Raw genomic sequence first — 23,484 nt, 5'->3', positions numbered from 1 at the left:
CCTATTCCAACGCTCACCAGCTTGGGTAATGCCCAAACCTGATAAGCCCTTCGCTCCTTGGCAGCAATGGTGCTTTCAGCACGTACCATTACTGAACCGCTGTTATCGCAGCATTATTTACCTAAAAAATGAGTGCCGAGCCCTCGCGTTTACTCGCATGCGCTTTATTTTGAACCTATTTAGCTACCGCGCTATTGCCATGGCCAAGCGTGATGTTACCGATCCTGAAAAGCTGCAAAAGCTGATTCCCAACTATCAAATTGGCTGTAATCGAATTCTGATCGCCAATGATTGGTACAGCACGATCAACCAGCCTCACGTGCAACTGCACTGCAATGGTATTGAGAAAATTACCCCTACCGGAATCACTTATGGCAATGGCGAACACTACGCCGCCGATGTGATTATTTATGCTACTGGCTTTAAGGCTACCGAGTTTTTGGCTCCCATAAACATCATTGGCAGCAACAACCAACCCTTAAGCCAGGCTTGGAAAAATGGCGCTGAAGCCTATAAGGGTATTTCCGTAAGTGGCTTCCCCAACTTCTTCATGCTGTACGGGCCGAATACCAATCTTTCCCATAATTCCATACTGGTAATGCTCGAGGCACAATTTCACTATGTATTACAATGTACATATTACTTAGCTCGCAATAATCTGACTACACTAGATGTGAAAGCTGAGCGCCAGCAACATTATGTGAACACACTGCAAAAAAAACTCAATAAAAGTGTGTGGGCAGCAGGCTGTAGCTCTTGGTATACAAATGATGCAGGACGCAACGTGATTAATTGGTTTGGTTTCACTTTCACGTACCGTTTCCTTACATCTCGTATAAATGCAGCAGATTATAAGTTTGGAAGGAGCCACCGTGAGCAACGAAGCGATATTTCGAGGATTTCTGCGGGTATTCGTTAAACCATGTTTTTCCCCCCGATTCTCACTAGCATTCCGCCGAAAGTGGATTCAGGTTGTTGGTAAAACGCTACCCAACGCAAAAGACGTTCATTACCAAGAAGATAGCCTAGCCGGCCGCAGAACTGTGCTGGCCATGCCAAGCCAGCGTGCTCGCGCGCTAGCGGGAAACACCGACGATGCGAGTAACGGCAAGCAGCCGCAACATATCCTTTACCTGCATGGGGGTGGCTTTGTATTTGATGGCAACAGCACCCACATCGAATTTTGTGGCCACCTCGCCAATGCATGCGGAACTGCAGTATGGATGCTGGATTACCGGTTAGCACCAGAGCACCCCTTCCCTGCTGCACTCGATGATGCTGTGGCCGCCTATAAAGCGTTGTTAAAACGTGGTATTCCAGCGCGGAAAATTACCATTGCCGGTGATTCTGCTGGCGGTAACCTAGCCCTTAGTTGTGCCCTAGCGCTGCAAAATGAAGAGGTGGAGCAACCCGCCAACTTAGTGCTCATTTCACCTTGGCTGGATCTCACTTGCAGCTCGCATAGTTACAATGAAAACGCACATCTTGATCCCATGCTGCAGGTGAGTGGCTTAACCGCCAGCGCCAAAGATTACTTAGCGGGCCAAGATCCAGAGCAGTTACTAGCCTCTCCGTTCTTTGCCACAGCCACGGAATTGCAAAAGATTCCACCTACATTAATACAAGTGGGGAGCGATGAAATTTTACTCGATGATTCCCGTAAATTCGCAGCCAAGCTGCTTGATTTGCAGGTAGAGCATAAGCTTACGGTGGCGCCAGATATGTGGCATATCTATCCGTTGCATGCTTCACAGTTTAGCGCTTCAAAAAACGCTATTGCCGAGATTGCTTCGTTTCTTCAACGCGGCAGAACGGTGAAATTAAACAACGTTTAAATGTGATGAGGCAGATAACCAGCTATTGAAAATGTGTAATTGGCTGGTTCTTGCTAATGAGTGCTTTAACTTGCAATCAGCGCTTGGTTTATCCGAAAAGCGAAGCGGCTTCCCTTACCCGGCTTACTTTCAATCATTAGTTTAGTGCGGTGATGCTCAAGCGCATGTTTTACTATGGATAGGCCTAAACCAGTTCCGCCCGTGGCACTATTACGATCGCTTTCGGCTCGATAAAAACGTTCAGTTAAGCGCGGAATATGTTCGGCGGCAATGCCCGGGCCGCTATCTTCCACACTAAATTCAGCGCCGCTTGCAATACGCTGCCAGCTAACGCGGATCATGCCACCTTCAGGGGTATATTTAATTGCATTCGTAAGTAGGTTCATACAGGCACTGTACAGCTTGTCCTCATCTCCCCAGAGCGAAAGCTTATCATCGAGCGCCACGTGCATTTCTAGCTTCTTCTCTTGAATACTTTGCGCCAGCTCATCGATAGCTTGCTGTACCACATTAGCTAGCACTACCCGCTTACTGAATAGCGCTTTATCTTGTAATTCCATGCGCGAGATCTCCAGCAGTTGGTTTACCATGCGTTGCATACGCTTGGTTTGCCCTTGCATCTCGTGCACCGCTTTTTCCATCATTTGCGGAGGTAACTGCTCGCCATCCTCTAGCATCTCTAAATACCCGCTGATCACTGTTAACGGGGTTTTCAATTCATGGGAAACGTTGGCCACAAAATCTTTGCGCATGCGTTCTAACTTGCTGAGTTGGGTTACATCCCGCACCATCAACAACAGCTGCGTATCTGCATACGGCATAAAGCGGAGCTCGAGCTCGCGCTGATCGCCGATAGGCGAAAGAATGGTGATGGGTTTGGTAAAGTTGCCCGCTTCGAAGTATTTATGAAAACGAGGGTAACGAATTAGGTTGGTAATCCGAATGCCCTTATCTGCTGGCCAACGAATACCAAAATAGATCTGCGCTAATTTGTTGGTCCATTCTAAGGTGCCATCGGCATTCAACACTAGGCCAGCATCAGGAATTGCTTCTGCAGCTTGGCGAAATCGTTGCAATAACAGCGCCAGTGAGCGGCGTTTTACTTGGGCGCGGCGTAATGCGCCGTAAATACCATCATAAATATCGCTCCAGGCGCCTTTCGCTCGCGGGGGCAACATGGTTCTACTATCCCATAGCCAGCGATTTAAGCGTTGGAAATAGAATAAATTGCCTACCACTGCAAGCACGAGCCCAATGCTTAAACTTAGCCAAAATTTATCAACTAATAAGCCAACTAGCGCAAACGGCAGTAACCAAAGTAACTGCCGTTTTATAAGGCGAGAAAGCTTATAAAGACGTTGCATCAGCGCGCGGAGAAGCGATAGCCTACGCCACGAACAGTTTGCACTAAACGATCATGGCCATGTTCAGAAATTGCCTTACGCAGGCGGCGAATATGCACATCTACCGTGCGATCTTCTACATACACGTTGGTTCCCCACACGTGGTCAAGTAATTGTTCTCGGCTATACACGCGTTCTGGATGGGTCATAAAAAAGTGCAACAAGCGGAATTCGGTGGGGCCCATATCTAGGGAGGTGGTATTAGCAGAAACTCGATGGGAAACCGGATCGAGCACTAAACCATCGATATCAATCGGCTCATCTAAACTTGTAGGGTTAACACGGCGAAACACGGCGCGCATTCTAGCGATCAATTCTTTTGGCGAGAATGGCTTGGTCATGTAATCATCTGCCCCCACTTCCAGCCCTTTAATTTTATCTTCCTCTTCGCCACGGGCGGTAAGCATAATAATGGGAATATGGCGCAAATGCTCAGTTGTTTTTACTTTGCGTGCCAACTGAATTCCGCTGCCACCGGGTAACATCCAATCAAGTAAGATCATATCTGGATAGGGCTCTGTAATAGCAGCTAATCCCTTATCGTAATCTGCTGCTTGAATGGGCTGATACCCATGCTGCTCCAGTACAAACGCGAGCATCTCTCGAATTGGCGCTTCATCTTCAATAATCAACACTTTACTTGGCATCTGGTTCCACCTGTTCATGTATTTGTATTGCTATTATGAGAACCAACTGTGACATTTTTATGACGCTCGTTATTTTTCTATAAACTAGCTTAGAACGACCAGTTTAAACCCACCGATAACGCGAATGGATCATTTCCTGGCTCAATCACCAAGGTTTTACCATGGCCGCCAGCTGAAACGTTTGCAGTTGCCAATTGCGCATTTTGCGTATGTGATGCGGTTGCATATAAGCTTACTGCGGCATTTACTTTACGGTTTATGCCCACGGTAAACATGGTTGAATCGAGCATATTAGTTGCATCAGCGGCTCGATGAAACACCTGTGCCTTCACGCTGTATTGGCTATCCAATGCATAAGAGCCTGTAACGCCATAGGCCTGTTGCGTGCCCGTTACCATGCCAGATGCGTATTGATAAAAAAGTGCCGTGGTTAGCGCACCATTGGTGCGAATAAGTGCAGCACGAGTTCCTTTTAAAGCGGTATTAAGTTCTCGATTTTGTTGCTCATAACCAATGATACCTGTCCACCCATTCAGCGCATAGGTAAGCGATGTACTGTAAACATCGTTGTTAGTATTCGTATTCGCACCGGTTTGTTCACTAGTACCATAGTGCGCCATCCAAGTGAGGTTATTCCGAGTTGGCGATGTGTAATGAATGCCACTGCGCAAGCGCCGATCGAAGTGCATTTCGCCGCTCCGTACAATGTTTCGCCCTTCGCCCACTTGCTCACGAAATTGCTCAACAGCGTTCAAAATACGCTTCACTGGCGAATCATAAAAGCCAGCACGCAAGGTTCCCCATTCGCCTTGTACGCCAACAAATGTGTTTCTCGGTGAAAACGTACTTTGCCCTTCTGCCATATCGATTGTGCGCTCAATTTGGCCTATCAAACGCATTCCAGGCTCAAGCTCATACGCCATTTTCACGCCGATACGGCTAGAGTTACTGGACACATTTAAGCCGCCATTATCACCATCATCAAGATAATCACCAGAAACGTGCAATTTACCGTAAAAATCAATTTTCGGCTGTTCCGCAACTGCGGGGAATACGGCCAATACGCTCACTAAAGCAGCTATCGCGCCTGCACTGCGATAGTAATGATTACTTGCCAGATGGTTAATACGATTACGACAATGAGATATCAATAGCATATTATTTTGACGATTTGAGCGGCGCATAGCGTTTCCTTTCAAATAGCGGGCGGTAGGCTTAGTTAACTACATGCGCATGAGTTAACTAAACATGACGAAATTATATTGAACACATGAACATTATGTCACCCTTTTGCTACAGTTTTATGACATTAATTGCAGGTGGGAAAATTTTGTATTTACTGATAGAGTTTCTTTATTGTCTTGTCACCGAGTTTGTCATAATTCTCGGTATCCTAGTTGCATAATAATGTCGCATAATAATAGGTATAACCTTGGTGAAACGCTCTGTTCATGATGCTGCACCGCGTGCAACAAGAAGTATCACTCGAACGCTGCTTACTAGCGTTCTCGCTGTTTATTTCTTGCTTACACTGCTCATTACCACTGGGCAGGTTGCGCTTGAGTATCAAAATACCCGCGACAACCTATTAAATGATTTGCGTAATCAACATCACACCTTCGCCGCCAGTATTGCCCGTGCACTTTGGGAATTTAATAGCACTCAGGCCGAAACTATTGCTTCTGGTTTAACCAGCGTTCCAGCAATTAGCGGGGTTATTGTGCGCGATGATCAAGGCAAAGTTATTTCCAAACGTGGGCTCACCATGAGCGCACAGCAAATAGAAGGCTTAAGCGATTCTGGTGAAATTCCGGAACAGCAGGGAATTTTCGGGTATTACAGCCCGCTTATTTATGAATTTGCGGGCCGCTCTGAAGTAGTTGGCGATGTTATGTTGTTCTCTAACCGCGATATCACCATTGAACGCTTAAAGCCCAGTATATTTCTGCTCGTTGTTGGTGCGCTAATCAAAAGCAGCTTGTTGATCATACTATTTTCGCTCGCCTTCAAGTTTTATTTGCGGCTACCTCTAGAAGAGCTGATTCGGCAAATCCGTAATTTTGATTTTAATAAACTTGAACGTTCGGTGATTCAATTAAAGCAATTAGAAACCAACGAATTTAGTTTGCTTGAAGACGCTTATAACGATCTTATAGAGCGTTTACGCCAACACCAAATAGCCTTGAAACAAACAGAAGAAGAACTAACCGCGGCAAATCAACAGCTGGAAGAACAAAACTTAGTTCTTGAGCAAGAAATTGCTGAGAAAACTCTGGGCATCAGTAACTTGATGCTTGATTTAGAGCGCCGCCGGCACGATCTGGAAGTACGCCAGCACTCATTGGAGCAAGAAATTCACCAGCGGCGTATCACCGAATCTAAGTTAAAACAAACCAATAAAGATCTACAGGAAAGCGTTGAGTTCCTACAACAAACGAAAAGCCAACTGGTTAATACTGAAAAAATGGCCACCCTAGGTAACTTAGTTGCCAGTATCACGCACGAAGTGAATACACCGCTTGGTATCAGCCTTACCTCGGCTACTTTTTTGCGCGAGCGAGTGGATAAATTAAAAGCTGACGTTACTAACGGTAAACTCTCTGCATCTGCTCTTGATAGTTTCATTCACGATGTAGAAGAAGGGCTAAGCTTAATTAATGGCAATTTAGAGCGTGCGAATGAACTACTTACTGGCTTTAAACAAGTGGCTGTAGATCAAAGTTCAGAAGCAAACCGCAGCGTATTGCTTCCCGATTATTTGCGCCGGGTGGTGAAAACATTACAACCTAGCTTGCGCAGCAAAAACATTACCGCCGACATTGATTGCCCTGATATCAAAGCGAGTTTCTTTACTGGTGCCCTTGCGCAAGTGTTAACAAACATGATTATGAATAGTGTAATTCATGGTTTTACCGATAAAAATCAGGGCTGCATTAACATAACGGTACGCGTTGAAAATAATATTCTGCACTTTACCTACACAGATAATGGCCAGGGTATGTCGAGCAATGAGCTCAATCATCTCTTTGAAGCCTTTTTTACCACGCAAGCCGAGAATGGTGGCAGCGGCCTGGGCACGCATATTATTCACAAGCTGATTACCGAAACTCTGCACGGTGAAATAACGGTGAGTAGCAAACTGGGCGAAGGGCTAACCTACCAATTTAGTTTTCCAGTAACTTTAACGAACGCCAACTGACAGCCTGCCAATACTCGGGTATTATGCGGCACTGTTAATTCCTCATATTATTGTTCATCGAAAAATCGGAGTATTCACCCGTATGTGGTTTAAAAACTTACGTGTATATCAGTTCACCCAGCCTTTCACTTGGTTTGACGATGCCGAGAGCTTATTAAACGAGCGCCGTTTTAAACCTTGTGCACGGCAAGAACCGGTAAGTTTTGGTTTAATTCCACCACTTGGTGACGAAGATGGCCCACTTATTCATCGCGTTGGCGATAATTTATTGTTTTGCGCTAAAAAAGAAGAAAAAGTGGTGCCACCCAGTGCGGTGAATGCCGAGCTAGAACAAATTCGTGAGCAGTTCCAGCAAGCGAATGCGCGCTCTATGCCTCGCAAAGAGCAACAAACCGTTAAAGAAGAGATTATTCATCGCATGCTGCCGCAAGCATTTCCTAAGTTTGCGGTAACTTGGGGCATGATTGATTTAAAGGGCCAACGTTTATTAGTGGATAGCTCGAGTGCCACGCGTGCCGAAGAGTTAACCGCATTAGTGCGCAGCTGTTTAGGCTCGTTACCCATTAAGCCATGGGGTGCTGAAGCCAATGCAGAAGTTTTATTTACCGAATGGGTGAAACAGCAATCGGCACCCGCTCCTTTCGCCTTAGGCCTTGAAGCAGAGTTGCGCAGCTTTTCCGAGAACGAATCGGTAGTGAAGTTGAAGCAACATGATTTAACAACCGATGAAGTTGGCTTGCACTTACAACATGGTAAATTAGTTACGCAACTGGGCATGGAGTGGGAAGAGCGGCTAAGCTTTCTACTTACCGACGATTATGCCATTAAACGGATTCGCTTTAGCGATATACTGAAAGAGCAGCGCGATGATTTGAACCCAGAAAGCCGCGCAGAACAGCTTGATGTTGATTTTGCTTTAATGAGTGGCGAGTTCAACCAATTATTAATCGAACTAGAGCGCATTTTCGCAGCGTCTAGCCCAGAAAATACGGAGCAATAGCTACATGAATCCTGAATGGGCTCAACTAGAACTGGATGATGTTTTAGTAAACACTTTGCTGGATGCTGGGCTAATGAAGCCAACAAAGATCCAGCTTGAAGTAGTTCCGTTAGCACTTGAAGGCAAAGATGTACTTGCAGCTTCGCCTACCGGTACGGGCAAAACGCTCGCGTTTTTATTGCCAGCTATTCAGCATTTAATCGATTACCCACGGCGTTCGCCAGGATCTGCTCGAGTGTTGGTGCTAGCACCTACACGAGAGCTTGCTGAGCAAATTGGTAAGCAAGCAGAATTACTTTGTGATGCTGCAGGCTTAACCTCACTTACGGTTACCGGTGGGGTTAATTTCGGCAGCCATACGGGTGCTTTTAAAGAGAACTTAGATATTGTTATTGCCACACCTGGCCGCTTACTCGATTACTTAGGCGGGGAAAAGTTTAGCGCTGAAGATCTTGAGATTTTAGTGCTAGATGAAGCCGATCGAATGATGGATATGGGCTTCCGTACACCGGTAGAACAGATCATTAATGAAGCGGTTAATTTGCGCCAACGCCTGTTGTTTAGCGCTACTGCAGATAGCCACACCCTTGCTACCTTTAGTAAGCAAGTACTTGCTACGCCGGAGTTCATTAATGTTGAACCGCCTCGGCGCGAGAAAGGTAAAATTCATCAATGGGTGCACGTTAGCGATAACGTTGAGCACAAACAGCAATTATTAAAGCACCTACTCGGTGAATTTAATGGCCGCGTGCTGGTGTTTGTGCGCAAGCGCGAGCGTGCTCATGAGCTAGCCGAGGTTTTGCAGAACATGGGTTATGGCGCCATGGCGCTTGAAGGTGGCCTTCCGCAAGCTGAACGACAAGCACGTTTGCTGGCGTTTTCGAATGTGAAGCAGCGTATTCTCGTGGCTACCGATGTAGCGGCCCGAGGGCTCGATATTCCGGATGTAGAGTTAGTAGTTAACTTCGATTTACCACGCAAAGGCGATACCTTTGTGCACCGTATTGGCCGTACCGGTAGAGCGGGAAAAACCGGTACTGCTGTGGCATTAGTAGAAGCGCATGACGCCGAAAACTTGGGCCGTATTGAACGTTACTTAGGGGAGCGGATTGAACGTAGGTTTGTGAAAGAATTGCGGCCAACCTATAAATTCCCAGACCCGCATAAAAAGAGCAAAACAAAGAAGAAAAAGAAAACTAAGAAAATGCTCGCGGGTACCAAGAAGAAGAGCGCAAAAGCGAAGAAATAAGCGTATACCACGCACTAAGTAAGTGCTTACTTAGTGCGTGCTTTCTAAGTACGGCCGTGTTTAGCGCGAGCTTTATACAGCGCCCGGCATAAATAGAAGCCCAACACACCTGCCATATCCGCAATCACATCCCACACATCGGCGCCGCGGCCTGGCACGAAGTGCTGAATCGCCTCTATCGAAACTGCATAGAGGAATAAAATAGGTACCGCAATCAGTAAGCGGGGCCGAAATGCCAAATGCATTGTTGCCGCCAACACGAAGAACAAACCGAAGTGCACCACTTTATCTGCGTGCGCAAATTGGCTCACCGCTGGCGTTGGAGGGGATTGCATTAAAAATAGGCCCGACACAATAATCACGACCAAACTAAATATAATTCGCCAAAGCACCTGTAGGGTATTCCTTATTTATTCTGTTCCAACACACCAACGTGAGCGAATCCTTGCTCTTGCATCTGCAGCGCTTGTAAGCGGCTCATAACACCTTGTTGGCAATAGAGAAGGTAATGCGTATCTTTACTCAGTGTATCTTGTTTACTGGCTAACTTGAAAAATGGAATGTGTAACACTTTGTGTCCGGTTACGTGCAGCGGGGCCGCTTCCTCTTCGTCGGCTGTTCTTACATCAATAATTACGGCCTGCTCTGGCATATCATCCTGATAAACTTTCGGGCCAACAACTGGATTTACGCGAACTTCACGAATATCAACCGCAACGCTCTCTGCTACCACTTCATTGATTAAACTATCAGGTATTACTTCGGGTTCGGCACTAGCGATCACCCCAGGCTTAACCTTTACAGAAGGCTGCTGGGAAATTACCCCACAATATTCAGGTACTGCGGCACAAAGAGCTTCAACGCCAATAGCGCGCGCTTGGTCTACTATCGCTTGTTTATCACTTACAATCAGCGGCCGAACCACTAAGGCATCGGTAGCTTGATCAATCAGTTTCAAGTTACTCAAGGTTTGGCTAGACACTTGCCCTACCGCTTCACCGGTAACCAATGCTTGCGCCTTCACCAGATCGGCAACTTGTGCTGCTGCTCGCATCATTGCACGCTTCAGGAGCACACCCATAGCCCCTTGATCCGCATGCTCGAGAATACGCGCTACTACTTTTGAGAAATCCACGGTAACGAACTTCACTGCATGGGTGCGAGAGTACTTTTGCCATAGAAAGTAAGTGATTTCTTTAACCGCCGCCTCGTGTGCATCGGCACCCAGGTTAAAAAAGCAAAAGTGCGTGCGCGTACCCCTGCGAATCATTTGGTAACTCGCCACCGCTGAATCAAAGCCACCCGACATCAAACTTAGTACGGTTTCTTGAGTAGGCAATGGGAAGCCGCCGATACCGGTGTAGCGGCGTTCTACCATAGACACTTGCTCATCAATTACATGTAACACTAATTCTTCTTGCGGATTTTTCAACGCTACACTGGTACCTGCCACTTGCGCTTTAATGCCGCCACCCAAGTAGCGCGCCATGTCTAGAGAGGAAAACTCGTGATTACCTTTGCGCTTAATACGCACCGCAAACGATTTACCTTGAAAGCGCTCGCTTTGGCTCTCGAGAATCCAACTCAATAGATCGGTGAATTCGGTAAGCGGATGCTGGGTAACTTGCTCGAAGTAGCCGATGCCTGGTGTGGTTTGCAAGGTTTGGATGGTAGTTGCGGTAAGCTCAGCATCGTTTATATGGGTTACTTCAATACGATCCCAGTGGCCATTTACACGAACAGATTTATCCAATGGTTTTAGCAAGGTACGCAAGTTTCCCGTAAGCACTTTTACATGCCGTTGCCGAACCGAACGGCTTTTAATGGTAATTTCTGCGTGCAAGCGAACAATAAACTTCATGAAACCCTCGTAAATACCGCTAACGCGAAGCGCCTGAAAATAAGCGCGCAATTATAGCTGATTTCACTTTGCGCAGCCAGAATCAGCGATATCAACGGCAAAACCGCTGCCGATTAGCTACTATTTGTGTTATTTTATCTGCACGCAAAAGGCTTTAGAAACGGACCTCAGGTAGCATTATGAGCAAACAAAATAACCCAGAAGAAATTGGCTTTGAACAAGCCATGGAAGAGCTTGAGAGTATTGTAAAAGCGCTTGAAGAAGGCGATATGCCATTAGAAACATCGCTACAGCAATTTGAACGCGCGGTATTGCTTTCTCGAATTAGCCAAAAGAAACTACAACAAGCCGAGCAGAAAGTGCAAGTGTTGCTGCAGCAAAACGGCAGTGAAACGCTCAGCGATTTTACCGAATCCTCGGAATAACAGGGCGTATTGCGCATGTCTGCAACTGGATTGTTAACTGAAAATCTAGCACTGTATCGGGCCCGCCATGATGCCTATATGAAGGCGCTACTGCAGCCATCGGTGCCTGCACAACGGCTAACTGATGCCATGTCTTACGCTACCTTGCTGGGTGGCAAACGTGTGCGCCCATTTCTAGTATATGCTACTGGTTCGATGCTGGGTGTGGCTGACGATCTTCTTGATGCACCTGCTGCGGCAATTGAATGTATTCATGCTTATTCGCTGGTGCATGATGATTTGCCGGCTATGGATAATGATTCGCTGCGCAGAGGCCAAGCTACCTGCCATATTCAGTTTGATGAAGCCACCGCAATTCTTGCCGGCGATGCATTACAAAGCCTGGCCTTTCAGTTGTTAGCCAAACCGCAGCCGCAAATTAACGCTGCACAACAACTTGCTATGGTAGCTACCTTAGCCGAAGCCGCTGGCCTAACCGGCATGTGCGGTGGCCAAGCGTTAGATATCAAGGCAACAGGCAGTAATGGTAAAGATATTACCGCCGCGCAGTTGGAGCAGATTCACCGCCTGAAAACCGGTGCGCTGTTGCGCGCAGCTGTGCGCCTAGGGGCTTTGTGCGGCAATAATGTTAGCGATGAGGTGCTTACCCAACTGGATGAGTTTGCCAGTGCGATAGGCTTAGCCTTTCAAGTGCAAGACGATATTTTGGATGTGATTGGTGATACGCAAACTTTAGGTAAAACCAAAGGTGCCGATGCCGATTTGAGTAAGGCAACCTACCCTGCGCTGCTTGGGATAAATGGATCTAAACAGCTACTTACAACGTTACATGAAAAAGCGCTACACGCACTTTCGCTGATACCGTACAATACCGAGCTACTCGAAGAATTCACCGAATACCTTGTAACACGAGACCGTTAGTATTATGACGCAAGCAAGCCAAAATGCCTTTCCATTGTTGCATGTAATCGATTCACCAGCTGATTTGCGCGGTTTGCCGAAGCAAAAATTACAGCAGGTAAGCGATGAGTTGCGGCAATTTTTACTTGCCTCGGTAAGTAAAAGCAGCGGCCATTTGGCCAGTGGCTTGGGAACAGTTGAACTTACCGTTGCCCTACACTATGTATACAAAACGCCATTTGATCACCTGGTTTGGGATGTGGGGCATCAAGCTTACCCACACAAAATACTAACGGGCAGACGTGATCAATTACACACCATTCGGCAGAAAGATGGTTTGCATCCTTTCCCTTGGCGCGAAGAAAGTGATTACGATGTAATTTCTGTAGGGCACTCCAGTACTTCCATAAGTGCTGCCTTGGGCTTAGCGGTAGCCGCTGAAAAAGAAGCGCAAAACCGTAAAACCGTGGCGGTAATTGGCGATGGCGCCATGACCGCAGGTATGGCATTTGAAGCCATGAACCATGCCGGTGATGTAGCTCCCGATATGTTAGTTATTTTAAATGATAACGATATGTCGATTTCTGAAAATGTGGGCGCGCTGAATAGCCATTTTGCGCGGCTTTTATCAGGCAAAATATACACCTCGCTGCGCGAGGGTGGCAAACAGCTGCTAAGCGGTTTGCCCACTATGCGCGAACTCGTAAGTAAAGCTGAAGAGCATGTGAAAGGCATGGTTACGCCTGGCACTATCTTTGAAGAGCTAGGCTTCAATTATATCGGCCCAATAGATGGCCACGATGTTGATGCATTGGTAGAAACCCTTACCAACATGCGCACTTTAAAAGGCCCACAACTTCTGCATGTAGTAACACGCAAAGGTAAAGGCTACGCCCCTGCGGAAAAAGATCCGATTGGCTACCACGGGGTGCCGAAATTTGATCCCACAACCAACAGCTTGCCCACGAAAGCACCGAGCATTCCCTCTTATTCAGCAGTGTTTGGTGAATGGCTATGTGAAACAGCCGCGGTTGATGAAAACTTAATGGCGATTACGCCGGCCATGCGCGAAGGTTCCGGCATGGTGGCTTTTGCCCGCCAGTTCCCCAAACAATATTTTGATGTAGCCATTGCCGAACAGCATGCTGTTACCTTTGCTGCGGGCTTAGCCATTGCCGGGCAGAAACCTGTAGTGGCCATTTATTCATCATTTTTACAGCGCGCATACGATCAGCTTATTCATGATGTGGCGTTACAAAATTTAGATGTGTTATTTGCTATCGATCGGGCAGGTATCGTGGGTGCTGATGGCCCTACTCACCAAGGCGCGTTTGATTTAACCTTCCTACGCTGTATCCCGAACATGGTAGTAATGACACCTAGCAATGAAGATGAGTGCCGCTTAATGCTCGCTACGGGCTACCAATATGTTGGGCCTGCGGCAGTTCGCTATCCTCGTGGTAATGGCATTGGTGTTGAGTACAGCCCACTTCAGCCACTACCAATTGGTAAGAGCCGTGTTGTGCGCAGTGGCAGTAAGGTTGCTATTCTCAACTTTGGTACCTTGCTGAGTGAAGCCATGATTGCCGCAGAATCACTCAACGCTACCGTAATTGATATGCGCTTTGTGAAACCATTAGATACGCAGGCCGTGTTAGCTGCGGCAGCAGAGCATGAGTTACTGGTAACTCTTGAAGAGAATGCTATTGCTGGCGGAGCTGGCAGCGCGGTAAGTGAAGCATTAGCAGCCGCGAACGTGCAGATGCCAGTTTTACATATTGGCTTACCGGATCAGTTTATCAAGCACGGCGGGCAAGATGAGGTTCGTGCCGAACTGGGGTTAGATGCCCATGGTATACAGCTGCAAATAAAAGCCCGATTATAATCGGGCTTTTTTGTGAGTGCTGTAAGTGCTGTAAGTGCAACCTTACATAGGCAGCCAGCCTAAGCTTAAAACAATGTGCATCAATACCAAGGTAATGAAGCCAGCTACGATATCGTCGAGCATAATACCAAAGCCGCCATCTACCTTCTTATCTAGCCAGCTAATCGGCCATGGTTTGATAATATCGAAAATGCGGAATAGCACAAAAGCCAACAACAACGATTGCCAACTTACCGGCACCGCTATCATCGCTATCATATAACCGGCAATCTCATCCCACACAATAGCCGGTGCATCATGCTCACCCATTGCCTTTGCCGTTGCACCACATAGGTAAATACCAATAATTGTGGCAAACACCACAACACCCATGTATGCGGCTACATCTAACGGCGAAAACAACCATACCAATACGATAGCGGGTAAAGTACCAAAAGTACCCGGTGCTTTCGGCAACAAACCGGTACCAAAGCCAAACGAGAAAAAATGCACGGGGTGTTTAATCAGCTCACGTTTACTCTTTTTAAGCGGCATACAAATTCCTTAGTTAACCCTAATACGGCTTCTTTATCATGCGAAGTGGCTAAAGCTTTCTAATTGCAAATCACAGCGCTCATTTTTGTTAAAGTAGCGCAGCCCTTTATTGCCTTCAATAATACCTACTTGAGTAACACTTACACCAGCTTGAACTGCAATTGTTTCTAGCATTCCACAGCGGCTAGCTGGCACGGTAAAGCAAAGTTCGTAATCATCACCGCCAGCAAGTTGGTAAACCCAACCATCGGCGCTATTAACACTTTCTGCAAATGCTTTTGAACGAGGCAAACGATGGAGTTCGATATGCGCACCTACACCCGATGCTTGTAAGATATGGCTTAAATCACCCGCTAAGCCATCGCTTAAATCAATCGCCGATGTTGCTAAGTTGCGCAACAGCTGCCCTAAACCCACCCGAGGAGTTGGATAAAACAGGCGTTTCTCTAGAGCTGAGAATGCAGCATCAGAAAGTTGCACGCGCTGTTGCTGTGCAGCCAAGGCAAGTGCTGCATCACCAAGGGTGCCACTTACATAGATACGATCACCCGGCTGAGCCCCCTTGCGCGTTAAATAGCGCTCTTTCGGCACAATACCTTGGGCTGTTAACGTGAGGCTTAACGGCCCTTTCGTTACATCTCCACCAATTAGGGCGCAACGATAATAATCCACGGCTTTGAAAAACCCAGAACTGAACTCGGCTAACCATTCTTCATTGATTTTAGGGAGTGTACAGCTTAACGATAGCCAAGCGGGTTCTGCGCCCATTGCTGCTAAATCACTAAGGTTTACTGCCACAAGTTTGTGGCCAAGCGCCGCTACCGGCACCCGATCATCAAAGTGCACGCCAGCAACCATGGTATCGGTGGTTACCGCAATACCGCAATCCGCAGGAGGGATTACTACTGCCGCATCATCACCGATAGATACGGCAACGTCACGACGGCTTTTATTCTCAGAGTTTAGTGACAACGAGCTGCTACTGCTGAACTGCTGTTGAGTACTTGCAGAGTTGGTGGCACTTTTGGTAGCACTAAAAGATGACGTTTGATTTTGTGCCGTTCGCGCTTGAAAGTATTTTGCAATAAGCGCGAACTCACTACGCTGAATATCCATAGCGTTTATTGGCGGGTAGCGCGCAAGGTATCTACAGCCTTATCTAACACACCGTTTACAAAACGATGGCTATCATCGGCACCAAATGCTTTCGCTAACTCAATCGCTTCATTCATTACCACTTTGTAGGGAACATCTAAGCGCACTTTCAGCTCAAATGCAGCAACACGCAAAATAGCACGCTCAATTTGGTCTAAATCAACAAATGGACGATCGGTAAACGGCGATAACGCTTGATCTAGGTTTGCTTGTTGGCTGGCTACACCGCGCAGCAAATCAAGGAAATAATCTACATCAACCTTGCTTACATCATTCTCAGTTAAGAACTCCGCTTCAATGTCGCTTACACTATTACCCGATAACTGCCACGAATATACTGCCTGAATCGCCAAACGGCGAGCTTTACGGCGAGCTGCTGGTTTCACTGAACGCTCCTTACAGTTGTTCGAGAACGTTAATCATCTCAAGCGCACTTAAGGCTGCTTCAGAGCCTTTATTGCCATGCTTTACGCCTGCTCGATCAATCGCTTGCTCATCGGTATCTGTGGTAATTACACCAAATGCAACTGGCACACCGGTTTCCATTGCTACTTGTGCTAAGCCAGAGTTTGCTTGGCCTGCTACAAAATCAAAATGCGGCGTACCACCACGAATTACTGCACCAATAGCAATAACGGCAGCATACTTACCACTTTCAGCAGCTTTCTTTGCTGTTAACGGCAGCTCGTAAGCACCAGGAACTTTCACAACGGTAATATCTGCAGCGTTCACTTGGCCAATACGCACCAATGTATCAATTGCGCCTTCCATTAATTTCTCAACAATGAAACTGTTAAACCGCGATACAACAATGGCTACTTTTTTACCAGGTGCAGCAACACCCGCTTCAATTACATTCATGATCTTTCCTTCCAACAAAGAGCTTCACACTGTGCCCTAAATGATGCCGATAAAGCACCGCTAAGCGCATATTTAATTGGCGCGAAGAATAGCACAATTTCCCTTTAAACGGTAAATATACCCGCAGCGAACACGCATTTACTACTGCAACTCCGGCCGTTTACCCACCGCTTGATTAGTAAAATCTTTAATTCGCTGCAGGGCAGCATCAATATCTTCACCTACTGACATCGGTTCGCTAATCAAAATAGAGCGAGTTGCGAAACAAAAGGCGATCGGAATCACCGGTACATTCGCTTGCTGCGCCATATGCAAAAAGCCTTTTCGCCATTCGGTAACTTTACTGCGAGTGCCTTCGGGTGCAAGCACCAACAGCAAATCATCGCGCTTCTCGAATTGCTCTACCATCTGCCCAACAATGCCATGCGCACTATCACGCTGCACGGGAATACCGCCCAACCAAACTAATAGCCGCCGCACAGGAAATACAAATATCGAGTGCTTCCCCAAAAAGGATAAGCGCACACCTAGCGCAAATTTCACCGCTAGCCCAACGAAGAAATCCCAATTCGAGGTGTGCGGTGCTACCGGGATAATCGCTTTGGAGATATCAGGAAGTTCACCAACAATCTTCCAACCACCCAAAATACGCATGCCAAACCGGCCTAACCATCTGCTAAACCGGTTCCCGCGTGTTGGTAAATGCTGATAGGATAAAGGTTCGCGAATCACTTACTGCAATCTCTGGCGAATTTCCCGCAGCTTTGTTTTCACTAAAGCGCGATTATCTGGGCCCAACCGCAGCATTTGCTTTTGTGCTGGCAATAAACCTTCTAAGGCTGGATCCGTATAGGTATACATTACCTGGGAATCATCCACAGCTAACAACCCTCGCGGCTCCGGTGTATCGAGTAGAATAGCGATCGCATCCAGTACTTGATCATGGAAGTTGGCGCCGGGCTCTTTAAACTCGCCAAAAGCCTCCTCAAACAATGGTTGGAAACGATAATATTGGCCTACCAACACATCTGTATCCATTTGATAAAACCAAGATACGATATCGTTGTACCGCGTATAGCTGCGCTCATCGATGTATAACTGGCCATCAATTTCCTGTACCAAAAACCGCGATTGTGGGCCTTCCACTATGGCTGCTTCACGCACAACATCGCCGCGCGATACATTATCAACAAACACCACTAGCTTGCGGAACATGTTCTCGGCAATTACTGGGCGCGTGTTGATCTCTTTCTCACTTAACTCGGCTAACAGCACGGTGCTAGCAGCGTCAAGCTCAGGCAATGGCTCTTCTACCACTTCTGGCTCTGGTGCTACTTCCGGCTCAGGTTCTGGTTCAGGTACTGGCTCAGGTTCCGGTTCCGGCTCTGGCAGCGTTTCAGGCTCTACTTCAACACCTCGTTCTGGAACTTCTACCGCAGGCGCAGGAGCGGGCTCCAGTTCGCCGCCTCGAGTAAACCATAGCGCCAAAATGGCCACTATAATTACCGCAATTACGATACCGATAACACGCGGGTTTAACCCTTTTGCGTTCGTTTTCTCAGAATTTTGCTCTTCCATCACAGCTCCTTAGTTAGGGCTAGGCGTTCAAGTACTAGGTTTTATGATATTTCATCACGGCAGAAAACTAACTCTTTATCATTTGAGAGCTCGGCATTAAAGGAATACCCTGCCTCATCAAAAGACTGCAAATCCGCTACAGAGTTCGGCTTCTTTTCAATAATATAACGCGCCATTAACCCACGCGCTTTTTTTGCGTAAAAACTAATTACCTTGAGCTTGTCATTTTTAGTGTCTTTAAACACCGGCGTTACCACCTTAGCCTGCAAGCTATCGGTTTTTACTGCTTTAAAATACTCATTCGAGGCTAAATTGATTAGGGTATCAGTATGCAAATGATCGAGTGTTTGATTCAGTTTTTGCGTGATGGTATCGCCCCAAAATGAATACAAATCTTTGCCACGTGAGGTTTTCAATTTAGTACCCATTTCTAATCGATACGGCAGCATCAAATCAAGTGGCTTTAATACGCCATACAAGCCAGAAAGGATGCGCATATGTTTTTGCCCATATTGCCAATCTTCTTCTGATAACGATGCGGCATCTAAACCGGTGTATACATCGCCATTGAAGGCAAACACGGCTTGCTTTGCTTTAGAGGTAGAAAAAGGGGTACGCCATTCGCTAAATCGAGCCGCATTCAAACCCGCTAGCTTATCGCTAATGCCCATGAGCTCACTTAGTTCATGCGGAGAAAACTGCCGACACACCTTCACTAATGCCGCGGCTTCATCAAGCAGCTCTGGCTGAGTATAATCATCAACTGGTGCAGCACTGTCATAATCTAAGTTTTTCGCTGGTGAAACAACAAATAGCATATTTTTACTCCATCAGTAGCAATGTCATTAATGAAAGATTACCACAGCTTATATGAAAAAACCCCCAACAGAAATTACTCTGCGGGGGCTTGGTGTGATCATAAACAACGAAGTAACCTGAACTTACCGTTTTAGTTACAAATAGTTCTCTTGATCTTCACCTTCTTTTTCAACTTCTGGTGGCATCAAATCTTCCCGCGAGATTCCCATCGCCAGTACTAATGTACTGCGTGTGAACACGGATGAGTAAGTACCCACTACCACGCCCATTGCAAGAGCTACCGAGAAGCCAAAGATCATCTGGCCACCAAAGAACATTAACACCAAGAGCACCATTAAGGTGGTAAGTGACGTTACTAAGGTACGGCTCATGGTTTGGCTTAGCGAGATATTAATCACCTCAACTGGCGTGTTCTTACGCAGCTTACGGAAGTTCTCCCGAATTCTATCGGCCACAACGATACTATCGTTGAGGGAGTAACCTATTACCGCAAGCAACGCCGCCAGAATGGTTAAATCAACTTGCATTTGTAGTAGTGAGAATAAGCCAAGAATGAGCACAACATCTTGCCCCAAACCAGCTACCGCCGATAATGCTAACCGCCATTCAAAGCGGAACGACACATACACTAGGATACAGATAAGCGCCACAATCATCGCTAGGCCGCCCGCTTCAGCGAGCTCCTCACCTACTTGCGGACCAACAAACTCAACTCGGCGTACATCGATATCGCCATCAATATTGGTTTGCAAAACCCGTAGCAAATCATTGCCGATAGTATCGGAAGCAGCACCCTCACGCGGTGGAATTCGCACCAAAACATCGCGCTGCGTACCATAGTTTTGTACTACCGCATCGCCGAATTCATTCGCTTCTAATACCGTGCGTAACTCACTTAAATTAGCAGGTTGCTCGAAACCAACCTCTACCAAGGTACCACCCGTGAAATCCAATCCCCAGTTCAAGCCTTTTACTACTAGCGTAGAAAGCGAAAACACAATCAAGATAACACTTAAAGCTGTCGTCCATTTGTTAATGGACATGAAATTAACGGGGTTATTTTCATCTACTTTAGTAATCTGAAACATAAACTGCTCCCCTTAAATTGACAGCTTGGTTAAGCGCTTTTGGCGCCCCCAAATTAAGTTAATCACTGCACGAGTACCTGCAATAGCGGTAAACATCGAGGTAACAATACCGATGGCAAGTGTTACTGCGAAGCCTTTAATAGAGCCCGTACCTACAGCAAACAAGATCAACGCGGTAATCAGCGTGGTAATGTTCGCATCGGCAATGGTTGAAAACGCATTTTCATAACCACGCGCAATAGCTTGCTGCGGACTTCGCCCTTCCAGCAGCTCTTCACGAATACGCTCGAATATAATTACGTTCGCATCCACCGCCATACCCACCGTAAGTACAATACCGGCCATACCAGGCATAGTTAGCGTAGCGCCAGGTACCAACGACATAATACCGATGATCATTACTAGGTTTGTAAGCAGTGCAAGGTTAGCAACCATGCCGAATGCGCGGTAGTAAATGCCCATAAATAACAGCACAAGCACAAAGCCTGCCACAATCGCGGTTAAACCAGCTTTTACGTTTTCAGCACCCAAGCTTGGGCCAACAGTACGCTCTTCCACAATTTGAATCGGCGCAATCAACGCACCAGCGCGTAATAATAGCGCTAGGTTTTGTGCTTCTTGTACGCCGCCCACACCAGTGATGCGGAAGTTACTTCCCAACACCGCTTGAATGGTTGCAACACTTACTACTTCCTCAACCCGTTCAAAAGCGATACGCCCTTCATCGGTAGTTTCACCAGTAGCAATAAACTCGATAAACACGGTTGCCATTGGCTCGCCAACATTACCCCGAGTTGCTTGGGTCATTAAACGACCGCCAGCTGAATCAAGGGAAATGTTTACCTGTGGCCGGCTACTTTCATCATAGCCAACGCTCGCATCAACAATGTGATCACCAGTGAGAATAATGCGGTTTTGCAGCAGCACTTGGCCGCCACTACGCACATTGTACAAGCGGCTACCAAAGGGTACACGGCCGGCAATTGCATCCTGTAAATCGTTTTCGGTATCTTGAAAACGGAATTCAAGAGTAGCTGTAGCACCTAAGATTTCTTTGGCGCGCGCCGTATCTTGAATACCTGGCAGCTCAACTACAATCCGATCTTGGCCTTGGCGTTGAATTACCGGTTCAGCAACACCGAGCTCATCCACTCGATTGCGCAGAATAGTAATATTCTGATCAATCGCGTTAGCTCGCGTTTCTTGCAAAAATTGGTCGGTCATTACCAGGGTAAGGGCGTTGTTCGAGCTGTCTGTACGTAACTCATACCCTTGGTATTGATTGCGCAGTGAACGTTGCGCACTTTGGTAATCTTCTGCATTACGCAGTTCTATTACCACGTTATTGCCAGATTGCTCTACTCGGCGATAACGAATGCGTTCGTCACGTAAGCGATCACGCACGCCAGTAACCATTTGCTCATTGATCTTGAGTAACGCTTCATCCATGTCCACTTCCATTAAGAAATGCACACCACCACGTAAATCAAGCCCAAGCTTTAACGGTTCTCCCCCTATTGCTGCAAGCCATGTAGGCGTTGCTGGCGCAAGGTTGAGCGCAACCACATAATTAATACCAAGCTCTGATACCAACAACTCACGTGCAGCAAGCTGATCATCATCAGTACTTAGCCGCACCAAGATTTGGCCGTTTTCAAACGCAACTCCAATTGGCTCAATTCCCTCTCGCTGCAAAGTTTGCTCAACTTGCTGAAGAGTATCTAAAGTAACTTCACCACTGCGAGTTGCGGAAATTTGTACGGCATAATCTTCACCGTAAATATTTGCCAATGCATATAGAGCGCCAAACAGCACCACAAATAAGATTGCCAAATTTTTCCACAACGGATATCTGTTTAACACAAGTCCGTCCTTACCCTGTTAATTCGATTAAAGTGTTTTAATAGTGCCCTTTGGCAATACCGCAGCAACCGCACCTTTCTGTACTGTTACTTCAACACCTTCAGTAAGTGCAAGCACCATGAAATCGTTATCATCGGCAACTTTAACAACTTTACCGATCAAGCCACCTTGCAATAGCACCTCATCACTTTTCGCTAATGAAGATACTAATGATTTGTGCTCTTTAACGCGTTTTGCTTGCGGACGGTAGATCAAGAAATAGAAAATCAAACCGAATAACAACAACATAATAACTAGTGATGCGGTGCCACCACCTTCTGCACCAGCCTGCTGGGCATGAGCATTTGCAATCAAGAAATCCATAACACTTCCTCTTTAAATTTAAAAATCAGCAAGTTAACTAGCTAACTCAATCTTCTTTGGTAAAATAAACGCTGTATTGTAACTGAACAGGGTGCGAAGCGAAACGCTTGCAGTAAACACATATCGTATCTAACACTCTACATACCGCAGCAATCAGCCACATTTAAGCTACATGGGGCTGCCTAAGCAAAAAATAAAGAGGTGAGCACGTGGATTTATGGTTTTATATTGCTGATTTGGCGGGTGTTGCTGTATTTGCTATCGCTGGCACGCTACTCGCCTTTCGCAAACAGATGGACGGTTTTGGTGTAGTAGTGTTAGCGTCGGTTACTGCCATTGGCGGCGGCACAACGCGCGATCTGATCTTGGATGCACCGGTTTTTTGGTTACATGATCCCATCTATTTTATTGTGATTGGTATTGCTGCTCTTTTTACTATTACCTGGTTGCGCTTTAAGGCATTTATTCCATTAAATTATTTATTAGCTGCCGATGCGTTAGGTATCGCCTTCTTTACTGTTTTAGGAACAGAGAAAGCACTGCAGGCAGGCGTAAGCCCAATGGTGGCCATTATTCTTGGCACCATGACCGCGGTATTTGGTGGGTTAATTCGAGATGTAATGGCGCGTGATATACCCATGGTATTAAAAAGCGAACTGTACGCTACCACCTGTATCGCCGGTGCTGTTGTGTTTGTGCTGCTGTACGATGTGCAACAAAATCTAGCCATGATAGCCGCCATGCTTACTACGTTGTTCTTACGCTATGGCGGCATTCGTTATCATTGGTCACTTACGGTGTTTAAAGAACACCATTAAT

24 protein-coding genes are annotated in these 23,484 nt (G+C 46.6%); 9 read left to right on the top strand and 15 right to left on the bottom strand.

Features of this window, described 5'->3' with window-relative positions; translation table 11 throughout:
- A partial coding sequence (locus ACNA7P_RS03020) for a flavin-containing monooxygenase (protein ID WP_416257132.1) occupies positions 1–919 on the top strand: 919 nt, incomplete at its 5' end.
- A complete protein-coding gene (locus tag ACNA7P_RS03015) occupies positions 873–1,835 on the top strand; it encodes an alpha/beta hydrolase (protein WP_416257131.1) in 963 nt (320 codons plus the stop codon). The genes ACNA7P_RS03020 and ACNA7P_RS03015, both read left to right, overlap by 47 nt.
- 65 nt (positions 1,836–1,900) lie before the next feature.
- On the opposite strand, the gene phoR is transcribed toward ACNA7P_RS03015, so the two are convergent.
- The 3 genes from phoR to ACNA7P_RS03000 form a co-directional block, all read right to left on the bottom strand.
- Positions 1,901–3,199 carry a phosphate regulon sensor histidine kinase PhoR gene (phoR, locus tag ACNA7P_RS03010; protein ID WP_416257130.1) on the bottom strand — a complete coding sequence of 433 codons (1,299 nt, stop codon included), beginning with the start codon at positions 3,197–3,199 and terminating at the stop codon, positions 1,901–1,903.
- Positions 3,199–3,885 carry a phosphate regulon transcriptional regulator PhoB gene (gene phoB, locus ACNA7P_RS03005; RefSeq protein ID WP_416257129.1) on the bottom strand — a complete coding sequence of 229 codons (687 nt, stop codon included), beginning with the start codon at positions 3,883–3,885 and terminating at the stop codon, positions 3,199–3,201. The genes phoR and phoB overlap by 1 nt, the downstream gene beginning before the upstream one ends.
- Before the next feature lie 89 nt (positions 3,886–3,974).
- Positions 3,975–5,069, bottom strand: coding sequence for a porin (locus ACNA7P_RS03000; protein ID WP_416257128.1), 1,095 nt, complete (start codon positions 5,067–5,069; stop codon positions 3,975–3,977).
- A gap of 251 nt (positions 5,070–5,320) precedes the next feature.
- Here ACNA7P_RS03000 and ACNA7P_RS02995 point away from each other — a divergent pair, with 251 nt between their 5' ends.
- The 3 genes from ACNA7P_RS02995 to srmB all read left to right on the top strand — a co-directional run bounded on the left by ACNA7P_RS02995 (position 5,321) and on the right by srmB (position 9,333).
- A complete protein-coding gene (locus tag ACNA7P_RS02995) occupies positions 5,321–7,084 on the top strand; it encodes a sensor histidine kinase (protein WP_416257127.1) in 1,764 nt (587 codons plus the stop codon).
- An 82-nt stretch (positions 7,085–7,166) separates the two neighbouring features.
- Entirely contained in the window at positions 7,167–8,084 is a 918-nt protein-coding gene (gene rdgC, locus ACNA7P_RS02990) for a recombination-associated protein RdgC (RefSeq protein WP_416257126.1), read from the top strand.
- Between the two features lie 4 nt (positions 8,085–8,088).
- Positions 8,089–9,333, top strand: a complete 1,245-nt coding sequence (srmB, locus tag ACNA7P_RS02985) for an ATP-dependent RNA helicase SrmB (RefSeq protein ID WP_416257125.1) — start codon at positions 8,089–8,091, stop codon at positions 9,331–9,333.
- Between the two features lie 44 nt (positions 9,334–9,377).
- On the opposite strand, the gene ACNA7P_RS02980 is transcribed toward srmB, so the two are convergent.
- Positions 9,378–9,668 carry a VanZ family protein gene (locus tag ACNA7P_RS02980; RefSeq protein ID WP_416257124.1) on the bottom strand — a complete coding sequence of 97 codons (291 nt, stop codon included), beginning with the start codon at positions 9,666–9,668 and terminating at the stop codon, positions 9,378–9,380.
- A gap of 71 nt (positions 9,669–9,739) precedes the next feature.
- Positions 9,740–11,194 (bottom strand): tRNA uracil 4-sulfurtransferase ThiI, encoded by a 1,455-nt coding sequence (thiI, locus tag ACNA7P_RS02975; protein ID WP_416257123.1) that lies wholly within the window; start codon positions 11,192–11,194, stop codon positions 9,740–9,742.
- A gap of 179 nt (positions 11,195–11,373) precedes the next feature.
- Here thiI and ACNA7P_RS02970 point away from each other — a divergent pair, with 179 nt between their 5' ends.
- The 3 genes from ACNA7P_RS02970 to dxs are packed head-to-tail and all read left to right on the top strand — an operon-like array spanning position 11,374 to position 14,404.
- Positions 11,374–11,619 carry an exodeoxyribonuclease VII small subunit gene (locus ACNA7P_RS02970; RefSeq protein WP_416257122.1) on the top strand — a complete coding sequence of 82 codons (246 nt, stop codon included), beginning with the start codon at positions 11,374–11,376 and terminating at the stop codon, positions 11,617–11,619.
- A 15-nt stretch (positions 11,620–11,634) separates the two neighbouring features.
- A complete protein-coding gene (ispA, locus tag ACNA7P_RS02965) occupies positions 11,635–12,540 on the top strand; it encodes a (2E,6E)-farnesyl diphosphate synthase (RefSeq protein ID WP_416257121.1) in 906 nt (301 codons plus the stop codon).
- A gap of 4 nt (positions 12,541–12,544) precedes the next feature.
- Positions 12,545–14,404, top strand: coding sequence for a 1-deoxy-D-xylulose-5-phosphate synthase (dxs, locus tag ACNA7P_RS02960; protein ID WP_416257120.1), 1,860 nt, complete (start codon positions 12,545–12,547; stop codon positions 14,402–14,404).
- Between the two features lie 42 nt (positions 14,405–14,446).
- On the opposite strand, the gene ACNA7P_RS02955 is transcribed toward dxs, so the two are convergent.
- From ACNA7P_RS02955 to yajC, 10 genes are all read right to left on the bottom strand, one after another.
- Positions 14,447–14,938 carry a phosphatidylglycerophosphatase A gene (locus ACNA7P_RS02955; protein WP_416257119.1) on the bottom strand — a complete coding sequence of 164 codons (492 nt, stop codon included), beginning with the start codon at positions 14,936–14,938 and terminating at the stop codon, positions 14,447–14,449.
- Between the two features lie 36 nt (positions 14,939–14,974).
- On the bottom strand, positions 14,975–16,054 hold the full coding sequence (thiL, locus tag ACNA7P_RS02950; protein ID WP_416257118.1) for a thiamine-phosphate kinase: 1,080 nt from the start codon (positions 16,052–16,054) through the stop codon (positions 14,975–14,977).
- Between the two features lie 5 nt (positions 16,055–16,059).
- A complete protein-coding gene (gene nusB, locus ACNA7P_RS02945) occupies positions 16,060–16,479 on the bottom strand; it encodes a transcription antitermination factor NusB (protein WP_416257117.1) in 420 nt (139 codons plus the stop codon).
- A gap of 10 nt (positions 16,480–16,489) precedes the next feature.
- Positions 16,490–16,954, bottom strand: coding sequence for a 6,7-dimethyl-8-ribityllumazine synthase (gene ribE, locus ACNA7P_RS02940; protein ID WP_416257116.1), 465 nt, complete (start codon positions 16,952–16,954; stop codon positions 16,490–16,492).
- Between the two features lie 141 nt (positions 16,955–17,095).
- Positions 17,096–17,686, bottom strand: a complete 591-nt coding sequence (locus tag ACNA7P_RS02935) for a 1-acyl-sn-glycerol-3-phosphate acyltransferase (protein ID WP_416257115.1) — start codon at positions 17,684–17,686, stop codon at positions 17,096–17,098.
- Entirely contained in the window at positions 17,687–18,532 is an 846-nt protein-coding gene (locus ACNA7P_RS02930) for a DUF3014 domain-containing protein (protein WP_416257114.1), read from the bottom strand.
- Between the two features lie 41 nt (positions 18,533–18,573).
- Positions 18,574–19,350 (bottom strand): peroxide stress protein YaaA, encoded by a 777-nt coding sequence (gene yaaA, locus ACNA7P_RS02925; RefSeq protein WP_416257113.1) that lies wholly within the window; start codon positions 19,348–19,350, stop codon positions 18,574–18,576.
- Positions 19,351–19,485: 135 nt separating this feature from the next.
- The gene (gene secF / locus ACNA7P_RS02920) at positions 19,486–20,439 is read right to left on the bottom strand and encodes a protein translocase subunit SecF (protein WP_416257112.1); all 954 of its coding nucleotides are present in this window, start codon (positions 20,437–20,439) and stop codon (positions 19,486–19,488) included.
- A gap of 12 nt (positions 20,440–20,451) precedes the next feature.
- A complete protein-coding gene (gene secD, locus ACNA7P_RS02915; protein WP_416257111.1) occupies positions 20,452–22,302 on the bottom strand; it encodes a protein translocase subunit SecD in 1,851 nt (616 codons plus the stop codon).
- A gap of 27 nt (positions 22,303–22,329) precedes the next feature.
- Positions 22,330–22,665, bottom strand: coding sequence for a preprotein translocase subunit YajC (gene yajC / locus ACNA7P_RS02910; RefSeq protein ID WP_416257110.1), 336 nt, complete (start codon positions 22,663–22,665; stop codon positions 22,330–22,332).
- Positions 22,666–22,874: 209 nt separating this feature from the next.
- On the opposite strand from yajC, the gene ACNA7P_RS02905 reads away from it, so the two are divergent.
- Positions 22,875–23,483, top strand: a complete 609-nt coding sequence (locus tag ACNA7P_RS02905; RefSeq protein WP_416257109.1) for a trimeric intracellular cation channel family protein — start codon at positions 22,875–22,877, stop codon at positions 23,481–23,483.
- The last annotated feature ends 1 nt before the right edge of the window (position 23,484 follow it).

This window comes from Aliidiomarina sp. (genome assembly GCF_047920995.1).
Lineage (GTDB): Bacteria > Pseudomonadota > Gammaproteobacteria > Enterobacterales > Alteromonadaceae > Aliidiomarina.
The sequence above is the reverse complement of the archived record's forward strand: the minus strand, read 5'-3'. Positions and strand labels throughout refer to the sequence as shown.